At 64.4% G+C, this 17,725-nt stretch carries 21 protein-coding genes; 8 read left to right on the top strand and 13 right to left on the bottom strand.

Translation table 11 applies throughout. The annotated features are described in order from the left end of the window. Positions 1–116: 116 nt before the first annotated feature. Both HZZ16_RS11165 and HZZ16_RS11160 read left to right on the top strand, forming a co-directional pair. Positions 117–332 carry a hypothetical protein gene (locus tag HZZ16_RS11165; protein WP_197948501.1) on the top strand — a complete coding sequence of 72 codons (216 nt, stop codon included), beginning with the start codon at positions 117–119 and terminating at the stop codon, positions 330–332. Positions 333–462: 130 nt separating this feature from the next. Beyond that, complete coding sequence (locus HZZ16_RS11160) at positions 463–1,425, top strand: D-2-hydroxyacid dehydrogenase family protein (RefSeq protein WP_197948500.1); 963 nt, start codon at positions 463–465, stop codon at positions 1,423–1,425. Between the two features lie 56 nt (positions 1,426–1,481). Here HZZ16_RS11160 and HZZ16_RS11155 read toward each other — a convergent pair whose 3' ends face one another. After that, positions 1,482–2,678, bottom strand: a complete 1,197-nt coding sequence (locus HZZ16_RS11155) for a L,D-transpeptidase family protein (RefSeq protein WP_197948499.1) — start codon at positions 2,676–2,678, stop codon at positions 1,482–1,484. A 367-nt stretch (positions 2,679–3,045) separates the two neighbouring features. Here HZZ16_RS11155 and HZZ16_RS11150 point away from each other — a divergent pair, with 367 nt between their 5' ends. After that, the gene (locus HZZ16_RS11150; RefSeq protein ID WP_197948498.1) at positions 3,046–3,825 is read left to right on the top strand and encodes a hypothetical protein; all 780 of its coding nucleotides are present in this window, start codon (positions 3,046–3,048) and stop codon (positions 3,823–3,825) included. A gap of 18 nt (positions 3,826–3,843) precedes the next feature. Here HZZ16_RS11150 and sseA read toward each other — a convergent pair whose 3' ends face one another. The 3 genes from sseA to HZZ16_RS11135 form a co-directional block, all read right to left on the bottom strand. Further along, on the bottom strand, positions 3,844–4,698 hold the full coding sequence (gene sseA / locus HZZ16_RS11145) for a 3-mercaptopyruvate sulfurtransferase (RefSeq protein WP_197948497.1): 855 nt from the start codon (positions 4,696–4,698) through the stop codon (positions 3,844–3,846). A 96-nt stretch (positions 4,699–4,794) separates the two neighbouring features. Next, a complete protein-coding gene (locus tag HZZ16_RS11140; protein WP_024339461.1) occupies positions 4,795–5,208 on the bottom strand; it encodes a rhodanese-like domain-containing protein in 414 nt (137 codons plus the stop codon). Between the two features lie 126 nt (positions 5,209–5,334). Further along, positions 5,335–6,510, bottom strand: a complete 1,176-nt coding sequence (locus HZZ16_RS11135) for a vWA domain-containing protein (protein WP_036013185.1) — start codon at positions 6,508–6,510, stop codon at positions 5,335–5,337. Between the two features lie 122 nt (positions 6,511–6,632). Between HZZ16_RS11135 and HZZ16_RS11130 the strand changes: the two genes are divergently transcribed. Together HZZ16_RS11130 and HZZ16_RS11125 are read left to right on the top strand one after the other, a co-directional pair. Next, on the top strand, positions 6,633–6,878 hold the full coding sequence (locus HZZ16_RS11130; RefSeq protein WP_172786788.1) for a GlsB/YeaQ/YmgE family stress response membrane protein: 246 nt from the start codon (positions 6,633–6,635) through the stop codon (positions 6,876–6,878). A gap of 104 nt (positions 6,879–6,982) precedes the next feature. Beyond that, positions 6,983–7,825 (top strand): AAA family ATPase, encoded by an 843-nt coding sequence (locus HZZ16_RS11125; RefSeq protein ID WP_197948496.1) that lies wholly within the window; start codon positions 6,983–6,985, stop codon positions 7,823–7,825. A gap of 841 nt (positions 7,826–8,666) precedes the next feature. Here HZZ16_RS11125 and HZZ16_RS11120 read toward each other — a convergent pair. From HZZ16_RS11120 to HZZ16_RS11110, 3 genes are all read right to left on the bottom strand, one after another. Then, entirely contained in the window at positions 8,667–9,158 is a 492-nt protein-coding gene (locus tag HZZ16_RS11120; protein ID WP_197948495.1) for a hypothetical protein, read from the bottom strand. Positions 9,159–9,372: 214 nt separating this feature from the next. Further along, positions 9,373–9,810: a DUF5958 family protein gene (locus HZZ16_RS11115; protein ID WP_197948494.1), complete on the bottom strand. Its 438-nt coding sequence runs from the start codon at positions 9,808–9,810 to the stop codon at positions 9,373–9,375. Further along, positions 9,804–10,217: a hypothetical protein gene (locus HZZ16_RS11110; protein ID WP_197948493.1), complete on the bottom strand. Its 414-nt coding sequence runs from the start codon at positions 10,215–10,217 to the stop codon at positions 9,804–9,806. Before HZZ16_RS11110 ends, HZZ16_RS11115 begins: the two co-directional genes overlap by 7 nt. A gap of 163 nt (positions 10,218–10,380) precedes the next feature. Between HZZ16_RS11110 and HZZ16_RS11105 the strand changes: the two genes are divergently transcribed. Beyond that, a complete protein-coding gene (locus tag HZZ16_RS11105; RefSeq protein WP_197948492.1) occupies positions 10,381–10,683 on the top strand; it encodes a hypothetical protein in 303 nt (100 codons plus the stop codon). A gap of 67 nt (positions 10,684–10,750) precedes the next feature. Here the strand turns inward: HZZ16_RS11105 and HZZ16_RS11100 are convergent, their stop codons facing one another. The 5 genes from HZZ16_RS11100 to HZZ16_RS11080 form a co-directional block, all read right to left on the bottom strand. Beyond that, a complete protein-coding gene (locus HZZ16_RS11100; RefSeq protein WP_197948491.1) occupies positions 10,751–11,062 on the bottom strand; it encodes a hypothetical protein in 312 nt (103 codons plus the stop codon). 97 nt (positions 11,063–11,159) lie between these two features. Continuing rightward, a complete protein-coding gene (locus HZZ16_RS11095) occupies positions 11,160–12,806 on the bottom strand; it encodes a GMC family oxidoreductase (protein WP_197948490.1) in 1,647 nt (548 codons plus the stop codon). 16 nt (positions 12,807–12,822) lie between these two features. Next, a complete protein-coding gene (locus HZZ16_RS11090; RefSeq protein ID WP_197948489.1) occupies positions 12,823–13,416 on the bottom strand; it encodes a GNAT family N-acetyltransferase in 594 nt (197 codons plus the stop codon). Positions 13,417–13,574: 158 nt separating this feature from the next. Then, positions 13,575–14,501: an SMP-30/gluconolactonase/LRE family protein gene (locus HZZ16_RS11085; RefSeq protein WP_197948488.1), complete on the bottom strand. Its 927-nt coding sequence runs from the start codon at positions 14,499–14,501 to the stop codon at positions 13,575–13,577. A 135-nt stretch (positions 14,502–14,636) separates the two neighbouring features. Further along, positions 14,637–15,470 carry an AraC family transcriptional regulator gene (locus HZZ16_RS11080; RefSeq protein WP_197948487.1) on the bottom strand — a complete coding sequence of 278 codons (834 nt, stop codon included), beginning with the start codon at positions 15,468–15,470 and terminating at the stop codon, positions 14,637–14,639. A 172-nt stretch (positions 15,471–15,642) separates the two neighbouring features. Here HZZ16_RS11080 and HZZ16_RS11075 point away from each other — a divergent pair, with 172 nt between their 5' ends. Continuing rightward, positions 15,643–16,746: a mandelate racemase/muconate lactonizing enzyme family protein gene (locus HZZ16_RS11075; protein WP_197948486.1), complete on the top strand. Its 1,104-nt coding sequence runs from the start codon at positions 15,643–15,645 to the stop codon at positions 16,744–16,746. A 9-nt stretch (positions 16,747–16,755) separates the two neighbouring features. On the opposite strand, the gene HZZ16_RS11070 is transcribed toward HZZ16_RS11075, so the two are convergent. Next, the gene (locus HZZ16_RS11070; protein ID WP_197948485.1) at positions 16,756–17,112 is read right to left on the bottom strand and encodes a hypothetical protein; all 357 of its coding nucleotides are present in this window, start codon (positions 17,110–17,112) and stop codon (positions 16,756–16,758) included. Positions 17,113–17,292: 180 nt separating this feature from the next. Here HZZ16_RS11070 and HZZ16_RS11065 point away from each other — a divergent pair, with 180 nt between their 5' ends. Next, a complete protein-coding gene (locus tag HZZ16_RS11065; protein WP_024339451.1) occupies positions 17,293–17,517 on the top strand; it encodes a hypothetical protein in 225 nt (74 codons plus the stop codon). Positions 17,518–17,725: the final 208 nt, after the last annotated feature.

The following is a 17,725-nucleotide window of genomic DNA, read 5'->3' as shown; positions in this document are numbered from 1 at the left end:
CGGCCACCGATCCGGACAATTGAAACCATTTTTTAATAAAGCAGGCCAAAGCTCGGTTTCGCGCGGAAACAGCGCCACCCGCTCAGAACGAACGGGGAGCACAGCGAGGCCGCATCATGGCTCTGATCGAGACCAATTCTCTTCCCGTTCCGGCAGGAGCCGGGCGCGTCTCCGGGTTCGCCTCGGAGATCAAGGCCTTCTGGAAGCGCTTCTTCGCCACCGCCTTCAACCCCTATCGGCCCGAGCTGCATTACATGCGCGGCCCCGGCCCCGCCTGGCGCGCCAAGCACGGCATGGACGCGCCGTTCCGCTTGAGGCCCCGCGACGTCTGAGCGACGATCTCCTACCGGACTTTTGAAGACGCAGGCTGCTTGCGCGCTGGCGCGATTGCGCGCAACCATGGCCAGGTTCCGACGACGGCGCCCGCCCGGCGCCTTCATCTTTTGCCATGGATGAACGCTGATGAGCCGGCTGCGCTGCGCAATCCTCGACGACTATTTCAATCTCGCCCTCGACGTCGCCGACTGGCCGAAACTGTCGGACCGCGTCGACGTCACCGTGTTCAGCCATCCCTTCGCCTCCGAGCAGGCCGCAGCGAGTGCGCTCGCCGACTTCGAGATCATCTGCGCGATGCGCGAGCGGACGGCCTTTCCCAAGAGCCTGTTCGATCGCCTGCCGAAGCTGAAGCTGCTGCTGACATCGGGCATGCGTAACGCTGCCATCGACATCGAGGCCGCGAAAGCGCGCGGCATCGCCCTCGGCGGCACGCAATATTCCCGTGATCCGACCGCGCCGCTCGCCATGGGCCTGATCCTGGAGTTGACCCGCGGCATCGGCCGCGAGAACGCGCGGATGCATGCGGGCGAATCCTGGCAGACCTATGCCGGCGTCGAGATCGAGGGGCTAACGCTCGGCATCATCGGGCTCGGCAAGCTCGGCAGCAAGATGGCTGGGATCGCGAAAGCGTTCGGCATGAACGTGATCGCCTGGAGCCCGAACCTGACGCCGGAGAAGTGCGCTTCTGTTGGCGTCGGCTACGCCACCAAGGAGGAGCTGTTCGCCAAGGCCGACATCGTCACCATCCACGTGGTCTTGAGCGAGCGCTCGCGTGGCCTGGTGAGCCGCGCGGATCTTGCGCGGATGAAGCCGACGGCCTTTCTGATCAACACCGCGCGCGGGCCGATCGTGGACGAACAGGCGCTGCTGGAAGCCTTGCAGCAGCGCAAGATCGCGGGTGCAGGCCTAGACGTGTTCTCGGTCGAGCCGCTGCCGGTCGACCATCCCTTCCGCAAGCTCGACAATGTCGTGCTGACGCCGCATCTGGGCTACGCCACGACGGATGGTCTACGCATCCATTACGGCCAGATGGTCGAGGCGATCGACGCCTTCACCAGAGGCGGCGAGCTGCCGCGCAAGCTGGCCTGAGACGAAAAGGGCGTGCCGACGGCACGCCCTTCGCAAACTCATTGATGTTAAGGCGCTCAGCGCACGGTGACCGGCGCGGGCAGCGGCGGCACAACGGTGGGCTGCGTCCCCGGGACCGGGCCCGCCTGGGCGGATATCGGAGCCGGCCCGGCGGCGCTCTGCGTCGGCGCGGCGGAGGCCGTCGCCGTTCCCGGCGGCGGGCCGCCCGGCAGCACTACGACGCGGGTGCCGACCTTGACGCGATCGAACAGGTCGGAGACGTCCTCGTTCAGCATGCCGATGCAGCCGGAGGAGACGAACTTGCCGATGGTCGAGGGCTGGTTGGTGCCGTGGATGCGATAGACAGTCGAACCGAGATACATCGCGCGGGCGCCGAGCGGATTGCCCGGGCCGCCGGCCATGAAGCGCGGCAGATAGGGCTGGCGCTCGATCATCTCGGTCGGCGGATGCCAATCCGGCCACTCGGCCTTGCGGGTGATCTTCTGCACGCCGGTCCAGGTGAAGCCGTCGCGGCCGACGCGGACGCCGTAGCGGATCGCGCGGCCGCCTCCGAGCACGTAATAGAGATAGGTGTTGGGCGTATCGACCACGAGCGTGCCGGCCGGCTCCTTGGTCTGGAACGCGACCTCCTGACGGCGCAGGTTCGGCGGCAGCTGCACCGGCGCAGCATCGGGCTGCTCCTCGGGCGGCAGCGCGGCCAAGGTCACTGGGCGGCCATCCGTGCCGACGGGCGGCTGCCCGGCCTGAACCGTTCCGGTCGCGGCGGGACCGCCGACAGCTTCCGGCGGACGCAGGCCATCATTGGCAGGAGCCTGCTGGGGAGGACGATCGGCGTAGATCACCGCCGGCGGAGCGGCAGGCCGGCCGTAGCGGGGATCGTCGGGCGACATCACGGGGCCCTGCGGCGCTGCCGAATAGACCGGCGGGGCGCCAGCCGGGCGCCCATAACGCGGATCATCCGGCGACATCACCGGGCCTTGCGGCGGGGCGGCCGAATAGACCGGAGGCGCGCCCATCGGACGGCCGTAACGCGGATCGTCGGCCGGACCGGGCGGCGGCAGCGAGGCATGCGGCATCGCGTCGTCGTCTTCGTCGAGCGCATCGAAATTCGGCACACGGTCACCGGGCCGATATTCGGCCGGTGCGCCATAGCCTGGCACCTGCTGAATCGGATAGCTCTGAGCCTGAGCGAGCGAGGTTCCCGCCGCAGCGACTGTTGCGGCAGCGCATATCGTCAGAAAGTGTTTGATCATCATCGCTCTTGTATAGTCCCCAAGCCCGATCGGACCGTTAACGGCCAGATGACGGAAGATAGCGGCACATTCAAGACATATCAGGCCTATTTGCGCCGGATTTGCCGTTTTGTGATCCGGAAGACTACCGTTGCCCCATTGCATCACGGGGCTGAAATCGTATCGCACCGTCAATCGACGCGATGTTGGCCCGCGAATTTAACGGAACGATCCCGAGGCGTTGCGATATGGTCGAATCAGCCTGATTCGCCACCTTTTTGAGCTCCGATCCCGCGTGGCGAACGCGGCAAGCAGTACCGTCACCGCGTTCAGATGGCTCTTGGGCCCCGGCCATTCCGCCGCCGGGGCGGAAATTCGCAACCGTTCGATGCTTCCCGGCTTTCGCTTCCTGTTTGCCGCGATCCTGCTGTCAACCTCCATCCTGGTGTTCGGCCTAGGGGCCGCCGCGCTGCTGCGGGCGACCCATCAGCAATATGTCAGCAACCCCGGCTGGCGGAGCGGGCCGCAGGAGCAGGTGTTCGTGCCCGAGCCGGCCCAGCCGGCGCTTGCGGTGCTGCGGGCCGAACCGGAGCCGCCCGCCGAGACCACGCCATCGCTCCGCGACCAGGTGCCCACCATCGCTCTGCCCATGAGCGAGCCCGAACAGGTTGCCGCACTCACGACCGAGACCGAAGTCCAGCCTGAGGCCGCCGCGCCCCTGGCTGAAGTGCCGGCCATCGAACCAGCGAAGCCCGAACCAGTCCAGCCCGAACCGACCGTGGCGGCCGCAGCGCCGGCTGCCACCGATACACTGACCCCCGCCGACACCAGGGCCGCGATTCCCGATGCCGAGCCTGCCGCAACCGCCGGCGAGCCGGGACCGGCTGACCCCGCCCTCGCCGCCGCGGCGCTCGATGTCGCCTCCGCAAGGCTCGCCGCGCTGAACGCTGCCACGGCCACGACGGATGCGCCGGCGAAGGCCAGGACGGAGAACAGCAAGGCCGAGAGCAGCAAGTCGGACAGCAAGGCGACCAAGCGCAAGGCGAAGGCCAAGAAGCGCCACCGCGTGGTGCGGCGCCCGCCGCCTCAGCCGCTGCAGCAGCAGCTCGATCCGTTCGGTCAGCAGCAGCCGGCTTTCGCGACAACAACGACCGCACGCACGCGCTGACTCTTCACTTCGACAACCTCACGCCGGGCCGGTCGCGATGGCCGGGCCGCCGGCCTGACCCCATTCCGACCACGAGCCGTCATAGAGCGCGGTGTCGGTGATGCCGAGGCGGTAGAGCGCGAGCGTCAGCACGCCGGCAGAGACGCCGGAGCCGCAGCTCGTCACGATCGGCGCATCGAGCTTGACGCCGGCGTTCGTGAAGGCGGCGCGGAGTTCGTCGAGCGGCTTCATCTCGCCGGTCGCGGCGTCGAACAGCAGATTGTAGGGTACGTTGCGGGCGCCGGGGATGTGGCCGGAGCGGATGCCCGGCCGCGGCTCGGGCGCGCGGCCTTCGAAGCGATCGGCTGCGCGCGCGTCGATCACCTGCTCCTTGCGGCTTTCGAGGTTGGCGATCAGCTGCTGCATGCTGCGCACGCGGTTTGCATCATAGCTCGCCGTGAAGGTCGCAGGCTTCGGCTTGACCTCGCCGCTCTCGGTCGCGCGTCCCTCGGCGCGCCACTTCTTCAAACCGCCATTGAGGATGCGCACATTGCTGTGGCCGTAGGACAGGAACATCCACCACGCACGCGGCGCTGCGACCCAGCCGCCGGCATCGTAGAGCACGACGGTGTCGCTGTTTCCGATGCCGAGATTGCCGACGTCGCGGCCGAACTGCTCGGCGCTCGGAAACATGTGCGGCAACGGGTTGGAATGGTCCGACACCGCATCGACGTCGAAGAACACGGCGCCCGGCAGATGCGCGGCGAGATAATCGTCCTTCGGCAGCGGCAGCACGCCCGGCAGCTTGAAGCTGGCGTCGAGGATCTTGACGTTGGCATCGTCCATGTGCGCGGCGAGCCATTCGGTGGAGACGAGGGGGTCGGTGGCGGTCATGCGTCTGTACTCTCCAGTCGTCATGGCCGAGCTTGACCCGGCCATCCATCTTTCTTGAGATGATGGACACGCGGGTCAAGCCCGCGTGTGACAAGTTCACCCCTTCTTCTTCGGCTCCCACTTCTCCGTGGGCCCGCCGGCGTCGCGCCAGGCGGCGTAGCCGCCGGCGATGTGGGCGACGGGCTTGAGGCCCATGTCCTGCGCGGTCTTGGCCGCGAGCGCGGAGCGCAGGCCCCCCGCGCAATGGAACACGAACTTCTTGTCCTCCTGAAAGATCGGCTTGGCGTAGGGGCTCTGCGGATCGATCCAGAATTCGAGCATGCCGCGCGTGCAGGCGAAGGCGCCGGGGATGCGGCCGTCGCGTTCGATCTCGCGGGGGTCGCGGATGTCGACGATGACGACGTCGCCGTTCTTGGAGATCTCGATCGCGTCCTTTGCGGAGAGCGTCTCGATCTCGGCATTGGCCTCGTCGATCAGCGCCTTGATGCCGCGGGTGATGGTCTGGGGCATATGGTTCTCCCTCTTGTCATTCCGGGGCGCGCGCATCGCGAACCCGGAATCCATTTCTCTACACGCGCTGCGGCCCGATGGATTCCGGGCTCGATGCTTCGCATCGCCCCGGAATGACGGCGGGAGCTAGTGCGTCAATTCCTTCATCGCAGCTTCCAGCCCCTCGATCGTGATCGGATACATCCGGTTCGCGAAGATGCGCTTGATGATGGTGGTGGATTCCGAATAGTCCCAGTGCTTCTGCTGCACCGGGTTCAGCCACACGGTGTGCGGATAGGTGCGGATGATGCGGTCGAGCCAGACCGAGCCCGGCTCCTCGTTGACGTGCTCGACCGAGCCGCCGGGCACCATGATCTCATAAGGCGACATCGAGGCGTCGCCGACGAACACGACCTTGTAGTCGTGCGGGTATTTGTGCAGCACGTCCCAGGTCGGCGTTCGGTCGGTGAAACGGCGCTTGTTCTGCTTCCACACGCCCTCATAGAGGCAATTGTGGAAGTAGAAATACTCCATGTGCTTGAATTCGCTCTTGGCCGCCGAGAACAGCTCCTCGACCTGCTCGATATGCGCATCCATCGAGCCGCCGATGTCGAAGAACACCAGGAGCTTCACCGCATTGCGCCGCTCGGGGCGCATGTGCACGTCGAGATAGCCGTGATTGGCGGTCTCGCGGATGGTGGTGTCGAGATCGAGCTCGTCGGGCGCGCCGGTGCGCGCGAATTTGCGCAGGCGCCGCAGCGCCACCTTGATGTTGCGAATGCCGAGCTCGACATTGCCGTCCAAATCCTTGAACTCGCGCTTGTCCCACACCTTCACGGCGCGGTTGTTGCGGTTCTTCTCCTGGCCGATACGCACGCCTTCGGGGTTATAGCCGTGCGCGCCGAACGGCGAGGTGCCGGCGGTGCCGATCCATTTCGAACCGCCCTGGTGCCGGCCCTTCTGCTCCTCGAGGCGCTTCTTCAAGGTCTCCATGAGCTTGTCCCAGCCCATGGCCTCGATCTGCTTCTTCTCTTCCTCGGTGAGGTATTTCTCGGCGAGCTTCTTCAGCCACTCCTCGGGAATCTCCGCCTTCTCCATGGCGTCGAGCAGGCTTTCCAGCCCCTTGAAGACGGTGCCGAAGACGCGGTCGAACTTGTCGAGATTGCGCTCGTCCTTCACCAGCGAGGCGCGCGACAGGTAATAGAAATTCTCGACCGTGTAGTCGGCAAGGTCGGCGTCGAGCGCCTCCATCAGCGTGAGGTATTCACGCAGCGTCACAGGGACCTGCGCATCACGCAGAGAGGTGAAGAATTGCAGGAACATGGCTGACAGATTGCCCGTCGGGTGGCTGGCGTCAAGGGGCGGAGACCGCTGCGGAACGCTGGACCGGCAGGCTTTTTGCTCTAGAATTGCGGGCCTCACGGGGTTGTTTGGGGACGTTTGCAATGGGAATTGTCGCAGCGCTCATCATCGGCGCGATCGCCGGCTGGCTGGCCGGCAAGATTGTCCACGGGGCGGGATTTGGCTTGGTCGGCAACATCGTCGTCGGCATCATCGGCGCGCTGGTCGCGAGCTGGGTGCTGCCGCAGCTGCACATCCAGCTCGCTACCGGCACAATCGGCGCCATCGTGGACGCCACCATCGGCGCGGTGATTGTGCTCGTCATCCTTTCGCTGATAAGACGGGTCTGAAGCCTGACCGAACCAGGAACGGCCGCCCTGCGCGGCCGTTCCCATGTCGCGACCGGGGCGATGCAATTGGCAATCCCCGCAACGACGACCAACAAGGACGCGCGATGAAATTTACCGGCACCAAGGACTATGTTGCGACCGATGACCTCAAGGTCGCCGTCAACGCTTCGATCGTGCTCGAGCGCCCGCTGCTGGTGAAGGGCGAGCCGGGCACCGGCAAGACGGTGCTGGCGGAGGAAGTCGCAAAGGCGCTGAACGCGCCGCTTCTGACCTGGCACATCAAATCCACCACCAAGGCGCAGCAGGGCCTCTACGAATACGACGCGGTGTCGCGCCTGCGCGACAGCCAGCTCGGCGATGAGCGCGTGTCCGACATCAGAAACTACATCAAGCGCGGCAAGCTGTGGGAGGCCTTCACCAGCGAGCAGCGCCCGGTGCTGCTGATCGACGAGATCGACAAGGCCGACATCGAATTCCCCAACGATCTCTTGCTCGAGCTCGACCGCATGGAATTCCATGTCTACGAGACCGGCGAGACGATCAAGGCCAAGCAGCGCCCGATCATGATGATCACCTCCAACAACGAGAAGGAGCTGCCGGACGCGTTCCTGCGCCGCTGCTTCTTCCACTACATCAAGTTCCCTGACGCCGACACGATGGGCCGCATCGTCGACGTCCACTTCCCCGGCATCAAGAAGCGCCTGGTCGAGGAAGCCTTGCGCATCTTCTTCGAGGTGCGCGAGGTGCCTGGCCTGAAGAAGAAGCCGTCCACCTCGGAGCTGCTCGACTGGCTCAAGCTGCTGCTCAACGAGGACATGAGCGCCGAGCAGCTGCGCGAGCGCGACCCGCGAAAACTGATCCCGCCGCTGCACGGCGCGCTCTTGAAGAACGAGCAGGACGTGCATCTGTTCGAGCGACTGGCATTCTTGAGCCGACGGGAAGTGTGAGCTACTCGTGTCCCGGACGCGCTGCAACGCGCACACTCCCTCCCCCGTCATTGCGAGCGCAGCGAAGCAATCCAGAATCCCTCCGCGGAAAGACTCTGGATTGCTTCGCTGCGCTCGCAATGACGGAGCATGTGGCACGGGCTTCGCTCTTTCAGCTTGCACTTCAAATCGCAGACGCACGCTTGCATTCTCGCGGCTCATCCCGCCCGAGCTTTGCGTCATTCCTCGCTCTCCGAAGAAGAGGGCGCAGGGAAGGCCGGGTGCCGGCAGGCACCCGCGGTCTGCTGCGCAAAAAGCACACGCAGAAAACCGCACAGCAGCATACAGGTGGTGCCGAACACACGGCCTTCCCTGCGCGATGGTCGGACGGCTTATGCCGTGCTCTCCCGGGAGCCGAACTTTCCCTCTGGCCTCCCTCGCCGTTCGAGTTGACGATGCCGTCCGCCCGGTTGGGCTCGCGCGCATCTTCGAAAGGCTTGACCGTAGCAACGACGGCCAGGACCACACGGTTTTGCCGTACGCGTTCAGCGCCGTCCGTCTACACGTGGCCGCGGACTCACAGGGACTACCCGCCCTGCCCGCTACCATCTCGTGCCGACGCTGCCGCGTCCATCGCAACCCGGGCCGCGTTTCGAACGACTCGCGAACCGCCCCTCTTCGTCGGGCCGGGCTGCCGCGACTTATGCCGCAATTCCGAATTTCGGTAAAGTGGAATATTTTTGCTGGAAGGGGTTGACGGGGTGCGGGGTGTTTTGCCCGACGGGTCAGGTCCGCGTCATTCCACCAACAAAAAAGTCTAGCTCTCCCCCAAATTCCTCAGGCAACACGAGTCACCATTAGTCTACTCACGTCTCAACACCTGCGCCCGGGAAGGATCGAGCTCGGAGTGGCGAAAGGCGACGATCCGCCTCCTCGCTTGAGGTAATGACAAGTCGAAATCCGCAGGCAGAGGCCATTTGCCGGGTTCACCGGTGATCCAGGTAACTCCGGTCTCGTCAGATGTTACGACAGCATCGGCGAGTACGGTCAATATGACCTCCGCCCTGTCGTAGAACCGGCCACCGCTCGGCACCAAACGCTGGAATGGGTCGAGAGAAACGGCTCCAGATTCCATCACCAGCCAATCCCTATCCGCATATATGGAGTACCAGGCGCCCGTGCCCTCGATCTTCAGAGGTCCGACATTCAGCAGGATTAAGCTCTCTACGAGGCGTGCCATTAGCAGCGCGCCGGTCGGAAAATCGCCGACATACATACCAGGCCAAGCGCGAATTGCGTCCACGGCTCGTATGGCTGGAACTGCCTCATTGAGATCACTCGGACTTTCGCTCATTGCTAAGGACCATCCTCCGCGTGCGGTGATGAATAGCTCGTAGGGTGGGTTAGCGTCAGCGTAACCCAACTCTCTTGTCTCCGCGTCAACTGAAGTGGTGGGTTACGCTGACGCTAACCCACCCTACCACCCTGGAAAGGGTTGACGGGCCTCAGGGTGTTTTGCCCGACGGCAACGGACGAGACTGCAAGCCAGCATGCGGCACGTAATCGAATCATGTCCCACGCGTTCGCTTGATGTCGTTCACGACGTCCGGGTCGCTCAAGTCCCTGTGCCACCAATGATTGATGAGATCCAGCGGCTGCTCCTTTCGCCGCCTGCCGTCTGCAGCGGCGAGCAACTTGATGAGGAGCCGAAACGCGCGAGGCAGCTCAAACTCCGGAAGCGTCGCGAGCTTCGCCAATTGAACCCGGAGATTGGGCATTGCGATCAAGACATACGGCGTAAGCGTCGGCTTCAGCTGCGACTCCGCGATTGCGACTGCCACATCTTCGGGCTTGGGTCTTGCCTGCAATATGAAGTTGTTCAAGCCACGAAGCAGCCTGCGCTTGTCGTCCTCGCTCTGCGCGCCGAACCAAGCCTCCCCCTCGGAAGAGCTTACGATCTCCTGCGCCAATTGGTTCAACAGGATCTCTTCGTCGACATTCAGCATCGTGCCACCCATGGCAGCGCTGCCCCCCAGCCCACGATGAAGTCATGGTGATTGCAGCAAAGGAGATAGCTCGCCTCCTCGTCGCAGACATAGAATTCGAACGGCGGGCAATCCTCCAAAACGCGAAGCAGGTCCACGCCGCACGCGAGTTTCCAGATCGACCCGGCGCCTTCGAGAAACATCAAACACCGGCTCATGCCCACGTACTTCGGGATGAGCTCCCAACCGTCGGGCCTATGTCTGCCTTCGGATGAGGATGAGGCTCTATCCCATGGCGCACGGCCTGTTACGTCGACACCAAGCCGCTCCAGCACTCTGATCACGGCGCTCCGTCTCTCCGCTTCACTCAGCACGGCGGCTTGCACGCCCGTGCTCGCAATTGCCGAACAAATATGATCAAAGTTCATCGTTCTGCTCGATCATCCAAGGCCGCCAACGCCGAGAACATCTCGCTTCGTCTCGATCGGGAGCAAACAAAATTATCGCGCTCTTTGACAACTTAAATGGCGCCTTATAGCGTGGCGGTGGGCCGTCTCATAGTCCGTGCAAATGGCCCGAAAGGAAGTCAACGTGCGAGCTTCCTATCTCGAGCTACCCGCAGACTTTGAAGACTACGGCTGGGAAGTCGAAGCAAAGGGATGGTTTTCCGAAGCCCGGATCATTGCGTCAGGGGTTCGCTACCGGATCAACTTCTATGATCAGGCGCGCCTCAGTCAGGAAATTCAGGTTGAGATCGCGCGGGGCGGAATCTTCTTTGAACCCAACCTCGTCATCGTAAGCGCCGTAACGCGAGCCAATATGGAAAGCGCGGCCACGGAGCTGGTGCAGTCGGGCCAAGTGCATTCGTTGCTTGCGGAAGGTAAGGTGGATTAGCGCCAGCGTAACCTCCCTCTTTTGTCTCGGCGTTCAGAGAAGCGGCGGGTTACGCTAATACACGCAGCTAACCTTGGGGCACGCCGAGGACTTCTTCCAGGGTATTGAAAACCTCAGTCACGAAACGCTCGTAGGCGGCTCGGTCTCCGCCCTTCTCGACTATCCGTTCGGTCTGCCAAGACAGAAAGGACGGCAGATACCAGAGCAACGATAGCAAGCGCTTTGGCACCGTATCTTCATCGCCAATGCTGATTGCGCGCAAGGTCGCGAGGACCGCTTGCCCGCGGACGACGTCGTAGTCGCCGTTGCGGACGCCATCAAAGAAGCCGTTCGTACCCCATTCGACCTCCAGCCGTTCAACGATTGCACCAGTGTCCAACGGCTGCCTCCCGACACGTGGAGAGTCCCCCTCACCCGGATCGCATCTATGATGCGATCCGGCCTCTCCCCGCAAGCGGGGAGAGGCGAAGACAACCTCACGCCACCGCGGCGTCCGGAATCCTTGCGGCTTCCAGCGGCTGCTTGCCGCGGATCAGGTCGGAGGCGCGGTCGGCGATCATCATGGTCGACGCATTCAAATTCGCCGAGATCATGCGCGGCATCACGGAGGCGTCGATGACGCGGAGGCCTTCGAGGCCGTGGACGCGGAGCTGGTCGTCGACGACGGCCCACGTCGAATCCGCCGGGCCCATGCGGCAGGTGCAGCCGGGGTGGAAGGTGGTGGTGCCGCGCTGGGTGGCGGCTGCCAAAAATTCGTCGTCGGTGTTGACGTTGGGGCCGGGGAAATCCTCGTAGGCGTAATAGGGTGACAGCGGCGCGCTCTTCAAAAGCTTGCGCGCCAGCTTCATGCCGCCGACGATGACGCGGCGGTCGAGCTCGGCGTCGAGATAATTGGTCTGGATGATCGGCGGCGCGAACGGATCGCTCGAGCGGATCCGGACATAGCCGCGGCTCTCGGGGCGCTGCTGCCAGGACGCCACGGTCATGCCGGGCTCGTCCTCGAGCTGGCCCTGCACGCCTTCCTTGTAGCTCGCGGGGGTGAAGGTGAGCTGCAGGTCGGAGCTCTCGGCGCTCTCGCCGGAATGCCAGAAGCAATAGACCATGGTCGGCGACAGCGACAGCAGGCCGCGGCGCGCGGTCGCCCATTTCGCCGCTTCGACCCAGAGACGCCAGCCGCGGCGGAGCTCGTTGATGGTCTTGATGTCTTTTACGCGCGCCACCGTGCGTGGGGCGTAGTGGTCCTGCAGGCCCTCGCCCACGGGCAGCGCGTGACGCACGGCGATGCCGTGCTGCTGCAGCAGATCCGGCGAGCCGATGCCGGAAAGCTGGAGGAGCTGCGGCGAATTATAGCTGCCGCCGGAGAGGATCACCTCCTTGTTCGCGCGCACTTCGACGGGTTGGCCGCCGCGGCCGCCCTTGGTGTAGCGCACGCCGACCGCGCGTTTGCCCTCGAAGATGATCTCGGTCGCGTGGGCATGGGTGCGCACATGCACGTTGGGCCGCTTCATCGCGGGCTTGAGGAACGCGGTGGCGCCGGAGACGCGCAGGCCGTTGTTGATGGTGCGCTGGCAGTAGGAGACGCCTTCCTGGGTCTTGCCGTTGTAATCGGGGTTGCGGGGAATGCCGAGCGAGACCGCGCCTTCCATGAAGGCCTCGCAGAGCGGATCGCGCCAGTTCATGGTGGTGACGATGAGGTTGCCGTCGCGGCCGCGATAGGTGTCCTCGCCCTCGCCGATCCGCTTCTCCAGCCGGCGGAAATAGGGCAGCACGTCGGCATAGCCCCAGCCGCGATTGCCCATCTGCGCCCAGGTGTCGAAATCCATGCGCTGGCCGCGATTGTAGATGTGGCCGTTGATCGAGGACGAGCCGCCGAGCGTCTTGCCGCGCGGCGCGTAGATGCTGCGCCCGCCGGTCCACGGCCCCGGCTCCTGCTGATAGGCCCAGTTGATGCTCTTCATATGGAAGGTCTTGATGAAGCCGGCCGGCAGATGGATGTAGGGATGCCAGTCGGAAGGGCCCGCCTCGAGCACGCAGACGGTGGTGTTGGGATCCTCGCTGAGCCGGCTGGTGAGCACGCAACCGGCGGAGCCCGCGCCGACGATCACATAATCAAATCTATCCATGGTTCCTCGGCCGCGCCTAGCGCGGCTTGTCGTTGAGTTGAAATTCCAGATGCGCCTGCACCGTCGGCCATTCGGCGGCGGTGATGCTGTACACGACAGTATCGCGCAACGTGCCGTTCGGCGCGACCTGGTGGCTGCGCAGGATGCCGTCCTGCTTGGCGCCCAGGCGTTCGATGGCGCGGCGGCTCTGGTGGTTGAAGAAATGCGTTCGGAACTCGACCGCGATGCAATTCAGGGGCTCGAAGGCATGGCGCAGCAGCAGGAGCTTGCACTGCGTGTTGAGCGGGCCGCGCTGCGCGCTCTTGCCATACCAGGTCGAGCCGATCTCGACGCGGCGGTTCGTGGCATCGATGTTCATGTAAGTGGTCATGCCGACGATCCGGCCGCCGGCGTCGAACACGGTGAAGGGCAGCATCGAGCCCGCCGCCTGCAGGCCCAAGCGGCGGTCGATCTCCTTGCTCATGTTCTCCGGCAGCGGGATCGCGGTGTACCACAGCTTCGACAGCTCGCCGTCCTTGACAGCCTCGACCAGCCCCTCGCGATGATCATGCGACAGCGGCTCGAGACGGGCGTGCTGTCCGCGCAGGGTGATGGGGTCGGGCCAGGGCATATCTCACTCCATAATGACTGCCGTCATTCCGGGGCGCGACGAAGTCGCGAGCCCGGAACCCATAACCACCGCCTGGGGTTATGGATTCCGGGCCTACGTGCTGGCGCACGCATCCCGGAATGACGACGGATGTATTGGCACGGATTGTCCAGATACATTCACTTGTTCAGAAAATTCAACGGCAATCCGCCGCGCGGCCAGTCCATCGCGATCAGCTCGCCCTTGCCCGAGAGCGTGACGTAGGCTGTCTTCAGCTCTGGGCCGCCGAAGGCGATATTGGTGGTGACGCGGTCGCCGGTCGGGACCTGTTCCACCAGGGTGCCGTCGGGCGCGATCACCGAGATGCAGCCGGAGACGAGCGTGGCGACGCAGACATTGCCGTTCGCTTCCACCGCGAGCGAGTCGAACATCTGGTAGCCGCCGAGGCCGCAGATCGGCTGGCCGCGCTCGCCGCGATAGATCGGATCGCGCGGCTTGAGCGTACCTGGCGCCGAGAGCTCATAGGCCCAGAGCCGCCCGGTCGGCGTTTCCGCAATGTAGACCGTAGTCTCGTCCGGCGACAGGCCGATGCCGTTCGCCGGCAAGATGCCATGCACGACCTCGACGATCTCGCTCATGCCGGGCTTGAGGTAATACATGCCGCCGACGTCCATGTCGCGCGCGCGGCGCTTGCCGAGATCGGAGAACCAGAGACCGCCGTGCTTGTCGAAGACGAGGTCGTTCGGCCCGCGCAGATCGTGCGCGCCGCATTTGGTCACGACGGTCTCGACCTTGCCGGACTGCAGGTCGACGCGCTGGATCGCGCCGCCGAGATAATCGTCCGGCTGCGGGCCCGGCATGACCATCTTGCCGGCCGGGATCCAGGAGAAGCCGCCATTGTTGCAGATGTAGATCTTACCGTCGGGCCCGAGCGCGGCGCCATTTGGGCCGCCCGGAACCTTCGCGACGATCTCCTTGCGGCCGTCGGGATAAACGCGCGTCAGGCGCTGGCCGCGGATCTCCACGAGGACGACCGAGCCATCCGGCATCACGACCGGCCCTTCGGGAAATTCGAGGTCGGTGGCGAGAACGCGGACGTTGGACATGTGGGACCCTCCCGGCTGCTTGTTATGGCTTGCACGGGATGTCCGGCACGGGCCCCACACGCAAGATTTGCCTGTGGTTATGACAAAGTCACCCGGGCTTGCCAAGCAAGCGGGATGGTATGCCAGCCTTGCAGCTTACTCCCGCACTGGCACCCAGATCTCGAAACCGCCATGGCCGGTCGCGGGATCGAATTTTTCGTCATAGCGCTCGAAGTTCGGCGCATCCGCGGCTTTTAGGCCGGACGCCGGCAGCCACTGATTCCAGATCGTGTTGACGGTGCGGCGGATCGAGGCGACGTGGTCCTTGTGCGTGAACACCGCATAGCGCTGCTCCGGAATGCGGATGCGGCCGAAGCGGCGCGGCAGGTCGGAGAAATCGGCGACCTCGACGCCGGCGATGTAATCGAAATTGCCGGCATCATCGCCGTTGCAGCAGACGCCGTAGGCGACGTGACCCACGCGCGCGGGAATGTCGGCAACCTCCTGATGGAAGCGGTGCCACAGACCGGGGATCATGGCACCGTTGTCGCAGGCGATGCGCTCGGCGGGACCGGCGACGAGGAAGGCCTTGGCGGTCTCGAAACGCGGCGGGGCAAGATGGTCGAGCATGGTGGAGTCCATGAGGATCGGCTCCTGTAGCCTGAGCTGGCCAGTGCACGCTGCCGCCCTCACCGCTTCGGGCGTGGTGCCGAATTGGTCGCGGAACGCGCGGGTGAAAGCTTCGTGCGAGCCGTAATCCGCCTCCAGCGCCAGTGACAGGATGTCGGGTGCGCCCTTTGCCAGACTGCGCGCCGCCTCCGTCAGCCGCCGCGCGCGCACGTAGCGCATCACCGGCAGACCTACGGCTGCGGCAAACGCACGCACGATGTGGAACCGCGACACGCCCGAGATCGCAGCGATCTCATCGAGCGTCATCGGCTCGGCCAGATGGCTCTCGATGTACCAGAGCGCACGCTGGGCTGGATTCATGGTGGTTCAGACCCTCGTTCGAAGCGCGGCGATGATCCGCCGGTCTCTATCGCTCTGCTTGATCGGCATTGCTGTCCTTCGCATGAGGATAGGCGGCCAATGCAAGCTGGCAACGCCCCGGCGTTCGTGGCTACACTCGTCAGAACCGCTCACCAGAAAGAGGAACCGGATCATGGAAATCACCGATGTGCGGGCGCACCATATCCGCATCCCCTATGATTCCGGTGTCGCGAGCTTCCGCCAGGGTGCTTCCGCCATCACAGCCCTCGACATGGTCCTGGTCGAGGTCACGACCGATGCCGGACTGACCGGCTGGGGCGATGCCTTCGCCTATGTCTGTCCGCGCACCACGCGCAGCGCGGTCGAGGAGATGATCGCGCCGCAGGCCCGCGGGCTGAAGGTGCCCGATGCGGCCGGCATTCCGGCCGTCATGGAGCAGATCCAGCGCAACCTGCATCTGTTCGGCCGCTACGGCATCACCATGTTCGCGATCTCCGGGCTCGATATCGCATTGTGGGACCTCGCCGCGAAGATCGCGGGCGTGCCGGTGCATCGCCTGCTGGGCGAGATCAGGCGCACGGCTATACCGGCTTACGCGAGCCTACTCCGGATCGGCTCGCCCGACGATATCGCCGCCGAATGCAGGAAGGCGCTCGCGCTCGGCTATGGCGCGATCAAGCTGCACGAGACCACGGCGCCTGCGGTGTTCGCCGCGCGCGCGGCGATCGGCCCGAGCATTCCGCTGATGGTCGACATGAACTGTCCCCTCACGGCCGAGCAGGCGATCGCGTTTGCGACGACATGCCGCGACGCACAGCCGATGTTCCTGGAAGAGCCGGTTTGGCCGCCGGAAGACTTCGCCGCGCTGGCCGAGGTGCGCAGCAAAAGCGGGCTCGGCATTGCCGCCGGCGAGAATGCCTGCACCGAGTACCAATTCCGCCAGATGATGGAGGCGGGCGCGGTCAGCCACGCCCAGCCGTCAGTGATCAAGGTCGGCGGCGTCACGGAATTCCTGAAGGTCGCAGGCTTGGCCGATCGGCTCGGCATCAAGATCGTCCCGCACTCTCCTTACTTTGGTCCGGGCCTGCTGGCGACGCTGCATCTGCTCGCAACGCGCGACGACGGGCTGGTCGAGATGTTCTATCTGAAACGCGAAGCCTGCCTCTGGGGCGGCCGCGCCGATGTCGATGCAAGCGGCCATGTCGCGGTGCCGGCGGGACCCGGGCTCGGCTACGAGCCCGATCGTGGCGTGATGGAGCGTTATCGCGTGATGTGACCGGCGCACTTATTTCGTTGCGTCCTTCGCCGGCGGCGCGTCCTGCTTCTTCTTCAGATCCTCGGCGGTCTTCGCCTGCGCGGCCTGAAGATCGAGAAGCGTCTTGTGCAGGCCGGCGATGGCCGTCTTCAGCGCATCGATCTGGCGACCCGCCGCATCCAGCTTCTGCTGATGATCGAGGGTGAGCTTGGTGATCGTCTTCTGCAGGAAGTCGACATTGCTCTGGAGGCAGCTGGTGCGGCGCTCCATGGTCTTCTCGACCGTGCAGATCTCGATGCCGGGCACGTCCTGCGCGTGCACCGCCAGAGGCGCCAGCGTGGCGAGCAGCAACATCGCGAAACAAATGCCGGCGTTTCGAAGCAGCATGAAAGTTCCTCGCCAGTCGATCACATCAATGTGCGCTGTTTGCGCGCTGCAGCGTGAAGCTACCACACTCGTACCGCATTCTCGCGTTGAGCTTGGGCTCGTTCCCTGGACGGGGAGCAGTGAACCGCATGCGGAAGAAGTGGGCGCTCTCCGCGGCTTTGTTTAGGGGAGATTTTTGGAATGGCAACGCGCGATAGACGTTTGGCGGAATTCGACGGCGCCGGAGAACCACCGCCGGGCCTGCCGCTCGAAGTGCTGTGCGAAGATCACAGCGGGACATATCAACTGCCGTTCGCCTGCCGCTATGTCGAGGGACGCTGGCAGAACCACGAGGCCGGCATTGCGGTGGAAGCAACCGTGATCGGCTGGCGCCTGCCGCGCGTGAAGCAGCGCGGGGCCGCCTGAAGGCGGCGTCTGTTTCAAAATGCGACGGGGCCGCGCTGCACTTTAACCTTCGGAACGCGGCTCGAACGAATCACGTCCGAATCAGCCGAAACGCCCCGTACGCATCTGTTCACGACTAGATCTCGCTGCGGTTCGGCAGGCGCGCACAATATCTGCGCAGCCGGCCGGATCGCAGGCGCCAGTCATCGGTACCAAAGGTTAATTGTTG

The organism is Bradyrhizobium glycinis (assembly GCF_016031655.1).
Lineage (GTDB): Bacteria > Pseudomonadota > Alphaproteobacteria > Rhizobiales > Xanthobacteraceae > Bradyrhizobium > Bradyrhizobium glycinis.
This window is presented reverse-complemented; position numbering and strand designations above follow the sequence as displayed.